12 protein-coding genes are annotated in these 13,732 nt (G+C 60.4%); 7 read left to right on the forward strand and 5 right to left on the reverse strand.

The features are described from left to right. The first annotated feature begins 97 nt into the window (after nt 1-97). Both HYI44_RS00575 and HYI44_RS00580 read left to right on the forward strand, forming a co-directional pair. Nucleotides 98-1,513: a purine-cytosine permease family protein gene (locus HYI44_RS00575; protein ID WP_225568480.1), complete on the forward strand. Its 1,416-nt coding sequence runs from the start codon at nt 98-100 to the stop codon at nt 1,511-1,513. 159 nt (nt 1,514-1,672) lie between these two features. Further along, entirely contained in the window at nt 1,673-1,891 is a 219-nt protein-coding gene (locus HYI44_RS00580; protein WP_201148051.1) for a PLD nuclease N-terminal domain-containing protein, read from the forward strand. Nucleotides 1,892-2,130: 239 nt separating this feature from the next. Here HYI44_RS00580 and HYI44_RS00585 read toward each other — a convergent pair whose 3' ends face one another. The 4 genes from HYI44_RS00585 to HYI44_RS00600 all read right to left on the reverse strand — a co-directional run bounded on the left by HYI44_RS00585 (nt 2,131) and on the right by HYI44_RS00600 (nt 7,298). Then, nucleotides 2,131-2,679, reverse strand: a complete 549-nt coding sequence (locus HYI44_RS00585; protein ID WP_045057658.1) for a cupin domain-containing protein — start codon at nt 2,677-2,679, stop codon at nt 2,131-2,133. Between the two features lie 243 nt (nt 2,680-2,922). Next, nucleotides 2,923-4,206: an NAD(P)/FAD-dependent oxidoreductase gene (locus tag HYI44_RS00590; protein ID WP_225568481.1), complete on the reverse strand. Its 1,284-nt coding sequence runs from the start codon at nt 4,204-4,206 to the stop codon at nt 2,923-2,925. Between the two features lie 54 nt (nt 4,207-4,260). Beyond that, nucleotides 4,261-5,751, reverse strand: coding sequence for an aldehyde dehydrogenase (locus HYI44_RS00595; RefSeq protein ID WP_225568482.1), 1,491 nt, complete (start codon nt 5,749-5,751; stop codon nt 4,261-4,263). Between the two features lie 170 nt (nt 5,752-5,921). Next, a complete protein-coding gene (locus tag HYI44_RS00600; RefSeq protein WP_045057655.1) occupies nt 5,922-7,298 on the reverse strand; it encodes a glutamine synthetase family protein in 1,377 nt (458 codons plus the stop codon). Between the two features lie 280 nt (nt 7,299-7,578). Here HYI44_RS00600 and HYI44_RS00605 point away from each other — a divergent pair, with 280 nt between their 5' ends. The 5 genes from HYI44_RS00605 (at nt 7,579) to HYI44_RS00625 (ending at nt 12,914) form a co-directional block, all read left to right on the forward strand. After that, nucleotides 7,579-8,340, forward strand: coding sequence for a gamma-glutamyl-gamma-aminobutyrate hydrolase family protein (locus tag HYI44_RS00605; protein WP_122839553.1), 762 nt, complete (start codon nt 7,579-7,581; stop codon nt 8,338-8,340). A gap of 329 nt (nt 8,341-8,669) precedes the next feature. Beyond that, a complete protein-coding gene (locus HYI44_RS00610; RefSeq protein WP_045057653.1) occupies nt 8,670-9,812 on the forward strand; it encodes an ABC transporter ATP-binding protein in 1,143 nt (380 codons plus the stop codon). Then, nucleotides 9,809-10,723: an ABC transporter permease subunit gene (locus tag HYI44_RS00615; protein ID WP_045057652.1), complete on the forward strand. Its 915-nt coding sequence runs from the start codon at nt 9,809-9,811 to the stop codon at nt 10,721-10,723. Before HYI44_RS00610 ends, HYI44_RS00615 begins: the two co-directional genes overlap by 4 nt. After that, a complete protein-coding gene (locus HYI44_RS00620) occupies nt 10,720-11,601 on the forward strand; it encodes an ABC transporter permease subunit (protein ID WP_122839552.1) in 882 nt (293 codons plus the stop codon). Before HYI44_RS00615 ends, HYI44_RS00620 begins: the two co-directional genes overlap by 4 nt. Nucleotides 11,602-11,816: 215 nt before the next feature. Continuing rightward, on the forward strand, nt 11,817-12,914 hold the full coding sequence (locus HYI44_RS00625; protein WP_225568483.1) for a polyamine ABC transporter substrate-binding protein: 1,098 nt from the start codon (nt 11,817-11,819) through the stop codon (nt 12,912-12,914). A gap of 222 nt (nt 12,915-13,136) precedes the next feature. On the opposite strand, the gene thpR is transcribed toward HYI44_RS00625, so the two are convergent. Beyond that, nucleotides 13,137-13,676: an RNA 2',3'-cyclic phosphodiesterase gene (thpR, locus tag HYI44_RS00630; protein WP_225568484.1), complete on the reverse strand. Its 540-nt coding sequence runs from the start codon at nt 13,674-13,676 to the stop codon at nt 13,137-13,139. Nucleotides 13,677-13,732: the final 56 nt, after the last annotated feature.

Here is a 13,732-nt window from a genome sequence, read left to right on the forward strand (position 1 = left end):
CCCGACCGCACATCATCGACTCCAACAAGAAAAGCGTCGCCCCCGGGCAGCGCTCACCGAAGTACGTCCACGTACTCAAATTGCCTTGGAGTTCCTCATGGTCACCTCTGCAGCAACCTCCGCTCCGCTCATTGAAAAACACACGATCGGCTACGTGCCTCCCGAAGATCGCCATGGAAAGACCCGGGACCTGTTTACCCTCTGGTTCGGCGGCAACATAGCGCCGCTGCCCATCGTCACCGGCGCCCTTGCCGTGCAAATGTTCCACCTCAACCTGGTGTGGGGCATCGTTGCCATCCTCGTTGGGCACCTGATCGGCGGCGTACTGATGGCGCTGCACTCGGCCCAAGGCCCGCAGATGGGTATCCCGCAAATGATCCAGAGCCGGGCCCAGTTCGGCTCACTGGGTGCGCTGCTGGTGGTGCTGATCGCCGGCATCATGTACATCGGCTTTTTCGCCTCCAACATCGTCCTGGCCGGCAAGTCCCTGCACGGCGTGGTCGACAGCGTGCCGGTGCCGGTGGGCATCGTCATCGGTGCGCTTGGCTCAGGCATCATCGGCATCATTGGCTACCGGTTCATCCACGTGCTCAATCGCATCGGCACCTGGGTGCTCGGGGCCGGCATCGTGCTGGGTTTCGGCTACATCTTCACCCACGTGCAGACCGCCGATTTCCTCACCCGCGGCAGTTTCAACATCTCCGGCTGGCTGGCAACCGTATCCCTGGCCGCGCTCTGGCAGATCGCCTTCGCGCCCTATGTCTCCGACTACTCGCGCTACCTGCCGGCCAACGTGCCGGTAGCCGCCACGTTCTGGACCACCTACCTGGGCACCGTGCTCGGCTCCAGCCTGTCGTTTATCTTCGGCGCCGTGGCTGTGCTGGCCACGCCCGCAGGCATGGACACCATGGACGCGGTCAAACTCGCCACCGGCTCCATCGGCCCACTGATGCTGGTGCTGTTCCTGCTCAGCGTCATCAGCCACAACGCCCTTAACCTCTACGGCGCCGTGCTGTCGCTGATCACCCTGGTGCAAACCTTCGCCTACCGCTGGATCCCCACCGCCAAAAGTCGCGCCGCCATCTCGATCATCGTCCTCGCCGGCTGCTGCTTCGCAGCCGTCGGCGCCTCGGCGGACTTCATCGGTCACTTCGTCGACATGGTGCTGGTGCTGCTCGTGGTGCTGGTGCCGTGGACCGCGATCAACCTGATCGACTTCTACGCGATTCACCAAGGCAAGTACGACATCAACTCGATCTTCCAGGTGGATGGCGGAATCTACGGCCGCTACAACCCGCAGGCACTGCTGGCCTACGCAATCGGCATCGTGGTGCAGATTCCGTTCATGAACACGCCGCTGTATGTAGGGCCGATTTCCGAGCACATCAATGGCGCGGACTTATCATGGCTGGTCGGCCTGCTGATCACTTCGCCGCTCTACTACTGGCTGGCCAATCGCGACAGCGCCTACAAGCGCCGTCTTTCCACCGGCAAACTGGCCAACTCGAACTAACCCGCACCGCTGGCTCCCTGTGGGCGCGAGCCCTGCTCGCGATGGGTCCGTGACAGCCATTAACTGCCACGACGGGACGCTGGTGGAGCTCTGTACAGCAATAAAATGAACCCTGAGCGCCCCTGCCCGCCTAACTGAAGGACTATCAGGAGGTGGCTTATGCAAATCGAAACGATCTGGATCGTACTCGCGGCAGTTCTGGTGCTGGTCGAGTTGTGGGCGATTAATCGGGTGCGTAAAGCCGAGGGCAAGTCGAGTAACAAGCTGGTGTGGATTGTGGTGATCGTCTTTGTACCACTGTTCGGATTGCTGGCATGGGCCATGGCCGGACCCAAGCACACGGCCCGCAACCCGCATTCACCACAGGCCAGGCAGTAAAGCCGGCGACACTCGCCTATAAATCAAAAAAAGCCCCGACGATTCGGGGCTTCGTTATTTCAACTGACATACACCTCCCGTAGGAGCTGCCGAAGGCTGCGATCTTTTGATCTTGGCGTTCGAAAATCGCGTAGGAAATCTACTCCTGCCGCAAGAATCAAACAGCGTGGCTTGGAACCGCCTGTGACAGAGCGAGCTGCGGACGCAGCCTTCGCCACCTGCTGCAGCCCGCAGTGATATCAGAAGTTGGCCGGGGTGTTGGCGCTGATGATTTCCGCTTCATCCTGGCCAATATTGCGGAAGCGGTGCGGCAGCGTCGTCGGGAAGTAATAGCCATCGCCCGCATTGAGCACGCTGATCTGGCCATCGACGGTCAACTCGACCGTGCCGCGCGTCACCAGCCCACACTCCTCGCCTTCCGAATGCACGATGGGCTCCTCCCCCGAGCTCGCCCCAGGTGCGTACTGCTCGCGCAACAGGCGCATCTGCCGACTCGGCACCGATGCACCGATCAGCAGCAGCCGCAGCCCGTGACGGCCGAGATCCGGCTGTTCGCTGGCGCGGAAGACGTATTGGTGCTCGCGGGGCGGCTGGTCGAAGGTGAAGAAGTCCGCCAGGGACATGGGGATGCCTTCGAGCAGTTTTTTCAGGGAACTGACGGAGGGACTGACGCGATTCTGTTCGATCAGGGAGATGGTCGCGTTGGTGACGCCGCTACGCCGCGCCAGCTCGCGCTGGGAGAGTTTGTAGCTTTCGCGTACTAGTTTGAGTCGTGAGCCCGTGTCCATGACAGCCTTATGCGAGGAAAACTTAAGGGTTATGGGGGTGGATGGCGGGCGACTTGTGGCCGCGAAGGTACCGCTTCCCTGTCCCGGAGATTTGAAAGTCGGGTATTAAATCACGTTTGGGGGTGTTGCTGTAGGAGCGAGCTCGCTCGCGAAGAACGTCCAGACAACACGTTCGTGCAGACAACGCGCGTTATCGTTGACGCCCATCGCGAGCGAGCTCACTCCTACAGGGAGGCGCCTGCTTTAGATACCGAAGCGATCACGCAGCGCGTAGTACGCGGCGCCCATGGCGGTCAGCGGGGCCTGGAAGGTGCGGCCGCCGAGCATGGGCATGTGCGGCAAGGAGGCGAAGGCGTCAAAGCGTTCGGCGTCGCCGCGGATCATTTCCGAGATCAGTTTGCCGGCCAGGTGCGAGCAAGTGACACCGTGGCCGCTGTAGCCTTGCATGTAGTAGGCATTTTTCTCGATGCGACCAAATTGCGGCATGCGCGACATCGTCAGCAGGAAGTTGCCGGTCCAGCGGTAGTCGATCTTCACGTCCTTGAGCTGCGGGAAGGTCTTGAGGATCTTCGGCTTGATCAGTTGCTCGATGTCGTCCGGCTCTCGTGCACCGTAGACCACGCCACCACCGTACAGCAGGCGGTTATCGGCGGTCAGGCGGTAGTAGTCGAGCAGGTAGTTGCAGTCTTCGACGCAGTAGTTGTTCTTGATCAGGCTGCGCGCCACCTGTTCGGACAACGGCTCGGTGACGACGATTTGCGAACCGCACGGCATGCTTTTACTGGTTACTCGATTGTCCAGGCCCTGCGGCAGGTAGGCGTTGCCGGCGATCAGCAGGTACTTGGCGCGCACTACGCCCTTGGCCGTACGCACGGTGATCGGCTCGCCATAGGTGATTTCCACCGCCGCCGATTGTTCGTAGATCTTGCCGCCCAGGCCGATGATCGCCGAGGCTTCGCCGAGCGCCAGGTTGAGCGGGTGAATGTGGCCGCCCTGCATGTCGAGCAGGCCGCCGACGTAATGGTCGCAACCGACTTCACGTTTGATATCGGCCGCATCGAGCATTTTCAGGTTCTTGTTGCCGTAGCGTTCCCAGCTGCTTTTCTGCTCGGTCAGGCCTTTGAGCTGCTTCTTGTTCAGCGCAGCGAAGATACCGCCAGGCTTGTAGTCGCACTGGATGTCGTAATGCTGTATGCGCTGGCGAATGATGTCGGCGCCTTCGAAGATCATGCTGCCGAGCACTTCGGCGGTCTTGTCACCGTAACGCTCTTCGATCACGTCGACGTCGCGGCTGTAGGAGTTGACCAGTTGCCCGCCGTTGCGACCACTGGCACCAAAACCGACTTTGGCGGCTTCGAGCACGGTCACGCTGTAGCCCGCCTCGCAGAGGAACAGTGCCGAGGACAAACCGGTGTAGCCGGCGCCGATCACGCAGACGTCGCAGTCCACCGCTTGTTCCAGCACCGGGAAGTCGCCGGTGAAATTGCGGGTGGCGGCGTAGTAGCTGTTTACATGTGTCTGTTTCATAGGTTTCTCCGATGGCCGCTGGCATGTGCCGGCGGCCGTCGCTTTTTTAAGGGTTCAGAGCTTGATCCAGGTCGCTTTCAGTTCGGTGTACTTGTCGAACGCATGCAGCGATTTGTCCCGACCGTTACCCGACTGTTTGTACCCGCCGAACGGCGCGGTCATGTCGCCACCGTCATACTGGTTGACCCACACGCTACCGGCGCGCAGGCCGCGAGCGAAGGTGTGGGCCTTGCTCAGGTTGCTGGTCCAGACACCCGCCGCCAGGCCGAAGATGCTGTCGTTGGCGATGGCCAGGGCTTCTTCAGCGGTATCGAAGGTGATCAGCGACAGCACCGGGCCAAAGATTTCCTCCCGGGCGATGGTCATGGCGTTGGTCACACCGTCGAAAATCGCCGGCTCCACATACAGTCCACCGGTGGCTTCCAGGGTGCGACTGCCGCCCGCGATCAGTTGCGCCCCCTGGTCTTTACCGACCTGGATATAACGCAGCACGTTGTCCAGTTGACGCTTATCAACCACGGCACCGACAGTGGTTTGCGGATCAAGGGCGTGCCCCGGTTTCCAGGCCTGCAGTGCCTCCACCAGTAGCGGAATAAACTGCTCGCGAATCGAGCGTTCCACCAGCAACCTGGAGCCAGCGGTGCAGACTTCGCCCTGGTTGAAGGCGATAGCACCCGCAGCCGCCTGGGCCGCCGCGCGCAGGTCCGGCGCGTCGGCGAACACCACGTTCGGGCTCTTGCCGCCCGCTTCGAGCCAGACGCGCTTCATGTTGCTTTGCCCGGAATAGATCAACAGCTGCTTGGCAATCGCGGTGGAGCCGGTGAACGCCAGCACATCGACGTCCATGTGCAACGCCAGGGCCTTGCCGACGGTATGACCGAAGCCCGGCAGTACGTTGAACACCCCTTTGGGGATGCCGGCATCGAGCGCAAGCTGCGCGATGCGGATGGCGGTCAGTGGCGATTTTTCCGAAGGCTTGAGGATGAACGAGTTGCCGGCAGCGAGCGCCGGGGCGAACTTCCAGCTGGCCATGATCAGCGGGAAATTCCACGGCACGATGGCCGCCACGACACCGGCAGGTTCGCGGGTGATGAGGCCAAGCTGGTCGTGGGGCGTGGCGGCGACTTCGTCGTAGATCTTGTCGATGGCTTCGGCGCTCCAGCGGATCGCGTTGGCGGTCGCCGGGATGTCGATGTTCATCGAGTCGTTGATCGGCTTGCCCATGTCGAGGGTTTCGAGCAGGGCGAGTTCTTCCTGGTGCGCCAGGATCAGGTCGGCGAAGCGGATCAGGATGCGCTTGCGTTCGGCCGGGGCCAGATTGGCCCAGATGCCGGATTCGAAAGTACGGCGCGCGACCGCCACGGCTTCGTTGGCGTCGGCTTCGTCGGTGCTGGCGACGTTGGCCAGAAAGCGGCCATCGACCGGACTGATGCATTCGAAAGTGTCACCGCTGAGCGCTGCGCGGTATTGGCCGTCGATGAAGGCGCGGCTTTCGATGGAAAGGGACTGGAAGCGTTGCTCCCAGTCGCTACGGGTGTTTGTCATGGTTGTGACTCGACGCAGGGAATTAGTGATCGCTGGAATGAATGCCCTGTAGGAGCTGCCGAAGGCTGCGATCTTTTGATCTTGATCCTTGAAAGCAAAGTCAAAAGATCGCAGCCTTCGGCAGCTCCTACAGGGTTATTTGCCCGCCATCAAAGATGGGTGTTGGCCAATCAAACCGTATGCAGGTACCAGTTGTACTCAAGGTCCGAGATGGAGTTCTCGAACTCGGCCAACTCGCTTTCCTTGCACGCCACGAACACGTCGATGTACAGCGGGTCGATGTAGCGCGCCATGACTTCGCTGTCGTCCAGCTCGCGCAATGCGTCGCGCAGGTTGTTGGGCAGGCTCTGCTCGTTCTGCTCGTAGCTGTTGCCTTCCACCGGTGCGCCCGGTTCGATTTCGTTGGTCAGTCCATGGTGAATGCCGGCCAAAACCGACGCCATCAGCAGGTACGGGTTGGCATCAGCGCCGGCAACGCGGTGTTCGATACGCACCGAGTCCGGCGAACCGGTTGGCACCCGTACTGCCACGGTACGGTTGTCGATGCCCCAGCTCGGCGAGTTCGGTACGTAGAACTGCGCGCCGAAGCGACGGTACGAGTTGACGTTCGGGCACAGGAACGCCATCTGCGCCGGCAGGGTCTCGAGCACACCGCCGATCGCGTGTCGCAGCGCGGCGTTCTGCTCGGGATCCTCGCTGGCGAAGATGTTGTTGCCTTCCTTATCCAGGATCGAAATGTGCACGTGCAGACCATTGCCCGCCTGGCCCGGATACGGCTTGGCCATGAAAGTGGTGTCCATCTCATGGTCGTAGGCGATGTTCTTCACCAGACGCTTGAGCAACACCGCGTAGTCACAGGCCTTTATCGGATCGGACACGTGATGCAGGTTCACTTCGAACTGCGCCGGGGCGCTTTCCTTGACGATGGCGTCGGCAGGGATGCCCTGCTCCTTCGCGCCTTCGAGGATGTCTTGCAGGCAGTCGACGTACTCGTCCAGGTCGTCGATCAGGTACACCTGGGTCGACACCGGACGCTTGCCCGATACCGGTGAGCGCGGCGACTGCGGACGGCCGTTCACGTTGTCCTGGTCAATCAGGTAGAACTCAAGCTCGAACGCGGCGCAGATGGTCAGGCCCAGGTCGTCGAACTTGCGCACCACGTTGGCCAGCACTTCGCGGGGATCTGCGAAGAACGCCTGGCCTTCGAGTTCGTGCATGGTCATTAACAGTTGCGCGGTTGGGCGCTTCTGCCACGGCTCAATGCTGAGGGTGCCAGGGATAGGGAAACAGATCCGGTCAGAGTCACCGATATCCAGGCCCAGGCCGGTGCTTTCCACCGTAGAGCCGTTGATGTCCAGGGCGAAGAGTGACGCCGGGAGGTTGATGCCTTTTTCGTAAACCTTATGAAGACTGGTGCGCTCGATGCGCTTGCCGCGCACCACACCGTTCATATCCGCAATCAGAAGGTCGACGTACAAAACCTCAGGATATTTCTTAAGGAATGCGTTTGCTTCGTTGAGTTGAACGGTACGCAGGGGGACCGACATGATGCACCTATTAGCTGTTAATTATTATGTTCACTACCTTGTTGCGAGCCCAGTCAATCCGAAAGGCCAAGTGAAGTCAATAGCGAACACCTGGGCTGTAAAGCTTTATTTTCGGGCCTTTTATGGGGACGAGAGTGCCAAATCGACTGCGCACGCCGCGCAACTCCTGAGGATCGGACGCGCGGCGTTTAGAATTTTTTACATGGGAGTTGTTAATTAAAATCAACAAGGCTAAGCTCCGGAAAAGCTCGTTCAAGTGTGAAACTTCGAGGTGATAAAAATGGCATTCAAGCCATTGATCGGCGTTACTGCGTGCGTCAAACAGATTGGCCTGCACCCCTACCACATCAGCGGCGACAAGTACCTGCGTGCTGTCAGCGTCGCTGCGTCGGGGTTGCCTGTGGTTATTCCTTCCCTGGGTGAGCTGATCGATATCGAGGACCTGCTAGGGCAACTCGACGGCCTGCTGCTGACCGGCTCGCCCTCGAATGTGGAGCCTTTCCACTATCAAGGCCCGGCCAGCGCCCCCGGCACGGATCACGACCCGGCGCGGGATGCCACCACCCTTCCCCTGTTGCGTGCGGCCATTGCCGCGGGCGTTCCGGTGCTGGGCATTTGCCGCGGCTTCCAGGAAATGAACGTGGCGTTCGGCGGCAGCCTGCATCAAAAGGTTCATGAGCTGCCGGGCATGCTCGATCACCGCGAAGCGGACAGCCCGGAACTGGCCGTGCAGTACGCACCTGCCCATGCCGTGACCACCCAGCCGGGCGGCGTGTTTGAAGCACTGCAGTTGCCCGCCGAGTTCATGGTCAATTCGATTCACAGCCAAGGCATTGATCGACTGGCACCCGGGCTGCGCGCCGAAGCGGTTGCGCCGGACGGTTTGATCGAAGCGATTTCGGTGCAGGACAGCCCGGCGTTCGCGCTTGGGGTGCAGTGGCATCCGGAGTGGCAGGTGCTGGCGAATCCGCCTTACTTGAATATTTTCCAGGCGTTTGGCAACGCGTGCCGGCAACGGGCTGCGCTGCGTAACACTCGCTGACCTGAAATCAACTCTTTACTGCCCCCGTGAGTCTGCGGGTGCGTCTTTACGCACCCGTGACTGGCGAAACAACACACTGCGATAACAACAAGTACGACCCAGGCAGCCAGGATGGCGGCGCCGAACAAGCCAGGGCCGATGGGGTATCCCCCGTAGGAGCTGCCGAAGGCTGCGATCTTTTGACTTTGTTCTTCAAGATCAAAAGATCAAAAGATCGCAGCCTTCGGCAGCTCCTACAGGGGTCGCCATCAGCTGACAGCCCAGGTTTGCAATTCACTCTTAAGTCAGGCCGCGTTGGCCCGACGACTGAAACCTGTTGGGAGTTTCACATGGCAAACGCCTCCAGCATCTACAGGAAGGCTCTTGAAGGTCACCAGGCACCGAAAAAGGTGCTGGTGAAAGTCGACCGCGTCACCAAGAAATTCGACGAAACCACCGCAGTCGATGACGTCTCGCTAGAGATCCATCAAGGCGAGATCTTCGCCCTGCTCGGCGGTTCCGGCTCCGGCAAATCGACCCTGCTGCGCATGCTCGCAGGCTTCGAGCGGCCGACCGAAGGACGCATCCTGCTCGACGGCGTCGACATCACCGACATGCCGCCGTACGAACGGCCGATCAACATGATGTTCCAGTCGTACGCCCTGTTCCCGCACATGACCGTGGCGCAGAACATTGCCTTCGGCCTCAAGCAGGACCGTTTGCCTGCCAGCGAAATCGACGCCCGCGTTGAGGAAATGCTGCGCCTGGTGCACATGACCCAATACGCCAAACGCAAGCCGCATCAACTGTCCGGCGGCCAGCGTCAGCGCGTGGCCCTGGCCCGCTCCCTGGCCAAGCGCCCGAAGCTGTTGCTGCTCGATGAGCCGATGGGCGCACTGGATAAAAAGCTGCGCTCGCAGATGCAACTGGAACTGGTGGAGATCATCGAGCGGGTCGGCGTGACCTGTGTGATGGTGACCCACGACCAGGAAGAGGCCATGACCATGGCCCAGCGCATCGCGATCATGCACCTGGGCTGGATCGCCCAGATCGGTAGCCCGGTGGACATCTACGAAGCACCGGTCAGCCGCATGGTGTGCGAATTCATCGGCAACGTGAACGCCTTCGAAGGCACCGTGGTCGAGGACCTCGAGGGTCACGCGATCATTCACAGCAAGGACCTGGAGCAGAAGATCTACGTCGGCCACGGGGTCAGCACCTCGGTCCAGGACAAGTCGATCACCTACGCCATCCGCCCGGAAAAAATGCTGGTCAGCACCACCCAACCGGAGTTCCGCTACAACTGGTCCAAGGGCAAGGTCCACGACATTGCCTACCTCGGCGGCCACTCGGTGTTCTACGTTGAATTGCCCGGCGGCAAGATCGTGCAGTCGTTCATGGCCAACGCCGAACGCCGTGGTGCGCGCCCGACCTGGGACGATCAGGTGTTTGTGTGGTGGGAAGACGACAGCGGCGTGGTACTGCGCTCATGAGAACCTTCAACCAGCAATTCCTCAGACTGGTACCCAGCGGGCGCAAACTGGTCATCGGCATTCCGTTCCTGTGGTTGTGCCTGTTCTTCCTGTTGCCGTTCTTTCTGGTGATGAAGATCAGCTTCTCGGAAGCGGCCCTGGCCATTCCGCCGTACTCGGAGATCTACACCTTCGCCGAGCAGAAATTCCAGCTGCTGCTCAACCTCGGCAACTACTCGTTGCTGACCCAGGACGAGCTGTACATCTCGGCCTACTTCGGTTCGCTCAAGGTGGCGTTCCTGAGCACCCTGATGTGCCTGGTGCTCGGTTTTCCGATGGCCTACGCGATCACCAAGGCGAGCAAGGAAACGCAAAACGTCCTGTTGCTGCTGATCATGATGCCGACCTGGACCGCGATCCTGATCCGCGTGTATGCGTGGATGGGCATCCTCAGCAACAACGGACTGCTCAACGCTTTCCTGATGTGGACCGGCCTGACCTCGCACCCGATCGAGATCCTCAACACCAACACTGCTGTGTATATCGGCGTGGTGTACGCGTACCTGCCGTTCATGGTGCTGCCGCTGTACGCCAACCTGGTCAAGCATGACAACAGCCTGCTGGAAGCCGCCTCTGACCTGGGCTCGAGCAACTTCAACAACTTCTGGAAGATCACCGTGCCGCTGGCCAAGAACGGCATCATTGCCGGCTGCATGCTGGTGTTCATTCCTGTGGTTGGCGAGTTTGTGATTCCGGAGCTGCTCGGCGGCCCCGAGACCCTGATGATCGGGCGCGTGCTGTGGCAGGAATTCTTCAACAACCGTGACTGGCCGGTGGCTTCCGCCCTGGCGGTGGTGATGCTGTTGATCCTGATCGTACCGATCCTGTTGTTCAACCGTAGCCAGGCCAAAGAGATGGAGGGTCGGGGATGAAACGCTTCGGATTTTCAAAGTTCATGCTGATTTTCGGCCTGTCGTTTATCTACCTGCCGATGCTGATCCTGGTGATCTACTCGTTCAACGCCTCGAAACTGGTGACGGTATGGGGTGGCTGGTCGGTGAAGTGGTACGTAGGCCTGCTCGACAATACCCAGCTGATGGGCTCGGTACTGCGCTCGCTGGAAATCGCCTGCTACACCGCGATTGCGGCGGTGGCGCTGGGGACCCTGGCGGCCTTCGTGCTGACGCGGGTCACCCGTTTCAAGGGCCGTACCCTGTTCGGCGGCCTGGTCACGGCGCCCCTGGTGATGCCGGAAGTGATCACCGGCCTGTCGCTGTTGCTGCTGTTCGTCGCCATGGCGCAGTTGATCGGCTGGCCGATGGAGCGTGGCATCGTCACTATCTGGATCGCCCACACCACCTTTTGTGCCGCTTATGTCGCGGTGGTAGTCTCCGCCCGCTTGCGGGAGCTGGACCTGTCCATCGAAGAAGCCGCCATGGACTTGGGGGCCAAGCCGTTCAAGGTGTTTTTCCTGATCACCATTCCGATGATTGCGCCGTCACTGGCGGCCGGCGGCATGATGTCGTTTGCCCTGTCGCTGGATGACCTGGTGCTGGCAAGCTTCGTCTCCGGGCCGGGCTCGACGACCCTGCCGATGGAAGTGTTCTCGGCGGTGCGCCTGGGGGTGAAACCTGAGATCAATGCGGTCGCCAGCCTGATTCTGCTGGCGGTGTCGATCGTGACGTTCATGGTCTGGTATTTCAGTCGGCGCGCTGAAGCCACGCGCAAACGCGCGATCCAGGAAGCGATGGACCAGACGGCCAGCGAGTCGTGGCAGCCTGGTAAGCGAATGGCGGGTGCCACCGCTTGATGTAGGAGCTGCCGCAGGCTGCGATCTTTTGATCTTGCTTTTATAGAAGCAAAAAAGATCGCAGCCTCGTTTCACTCGACAGCTCCTACGGGGTCCGGCGGGGTCCGAGAGGGTTCGGCGGGGTCCTGGGGAGCGACGGGGACGTCGGCGGACGGTTTTAGGTTGATTGCAATGTTGCTTTGCGTACTTGAATAAAAAGAAATGGAGTTGTACCGATGAAAATGTTTGGCAGGACTTTGCTGACACTGGCTTTATCAGGCGCAATCGCCACCGGCGCCCAGGCCAATGACAAGGTGCTGCGCGTGTACAACTGGTCGGACTACATCGCCCCGGACACCGTGAAGAAGTTCGAAGACGAGACCGGTATTCGTGTCACCTATGATGTGTTCGACAGTAACGAAACCCTGGAGGCACGGCTGCTCGCCGGCAAATCCGGCTACGACATCGTCGTGCCGTCCAACAGCTTCCTCGCCAAGCAGATCAAGGCTGGGGTTTATCAGGAGCTGGACAAGTCGAAGCTGCCGAACTGGCAAAACCTCAACCCGGTGCTGTTGAAAAACGCCTCCGCCAGCGACCCGAATAACGCGCATGCCTTCCCCTACATGTGGGGTTCGATCGGCATCGGCTTCAACCCGCAGAAGGTCAAGGAAGTACTCGGCGCCAACGCCCCGACCAATTCCTGGGACCTGCTGTTCAAACCGGAAAATGCGCAAAAGCTCAAAGCCTGCGGCATCAGCTTCCTCGATTCACCGACTGAAATGCTCCCCGCCGCCCTGCACTACCTGGGGTATCCAGTGAACTCCCAGGACAAAACGCAGATCGCCGAAGCCGAGGCGCTGTTCATGAAGATTCGGCCATCGGTGGCGTACTTTCATTCCTCCAAGTACATCTCCGACCTGGCCAACGGCAACATCTGCGTGGCCGTCGGTTACTCCGGCGACGTGCTGCAGGCCAAGGCCCGTGCCCAGGAGGCTGGCGGCAAGGTGACGGTCGACTACAGCATTCCCAAGGAAGGTGCCGGCAGTTTCTACGACATGGTCGCGATCCCCCGGGACGCGGCGAACGTCGACAACGCCTACCTGTTCATGAACTTCCTGATGCGCCCGGACATCATTGCCGAGATCACCAACAACATCGGCTACAGCAACGCCAATTCGGCGGCGACGCCATTGGTGGACGAGGCGATTCGCGATGACCCGGGGTCGTACCCGTCCCAGGCGGTCATCGCGACCTTGTATGCCATTCCGGATATGCCGATCGGGGTCCAGCGGGTGATGGCACGGGGCTGGACCCGGGTAAAGCTCGGCAAATAACACGACTGCTCGCGTAGGAGCTGCCACAGGCTGCGATCTTTTGATCTTGATAAGAGCACAACAGATCAAAAGATCGCAGCCTTCGGCAGCTCCTACGGGTATCTGCGGCAAAAATTTTCCGTTCCGGCAGCGCCTTACCACCGCTGCATTTCTTTCATGAAGAACGGCCTCACCTGGCTCCCTCGGCTCAGGTGAATTTGGCGCCCTCCTCGGGCGCTTTTTTTATGCGCCGCCGAACGGCCAGTCGGCCAGCGCCCGATAACGCCCCTTGTGGGACTCAAACAAAACGAATCGATCAGCCCGCAGAAAAAACGCCGGCGGCGTCTCCGACTCGGGCTCTTGCCCCCGGTAATCGCGCATCAGCGTCAGGTGCGGGCGGAACTCCTTCGGCGCATTCTCCAGTCCGAACGGCAGCATCGCCTGTTCCAGCCCATACACCAGGCGCAGCAACGGCGCAGGTGCCTGCTCCGACGCCAGCACCAGCGCGCCGGCCCGGCGCCAGGCATCCAGGCGATCAAGTTCCACCCGCAGGGGCTCATCCGGCACCGCAACCTTGCCAGCCGCCGTGCAGATCTCGGCGATCTGCGCCACGCTGACCGAACCGAGAAACAGCAGCGTCAGGTGAAAATTTTCCGCTGGCACCGGGCGCCCGGTCCTCAATTGCAGCGCGCTGCGCCATTGGGCGATGGCCTTGCGCTGTACAGGTGCGCAGTCCAGGGCGAAAAACAGCCGTTTGGTCGGCTCGTGGGCTTCGTCGCTCATGCCTGGCAGCTCCTGATAGGCAAGTTATAGTTCAGACAACCCCATCAACGGGAGCG

The sequence above is a fragment of the Pseudomonas sp. Y24-6 genome (assembly GCF_020295325.1).
Lineage (GTDB): Bacteria > Pseudomonadota > Gammaproteobacteria > Pseudomonadales > Pseudomonadaceae > Aquipseudomonas > Aquipseudomonas gregormendelii.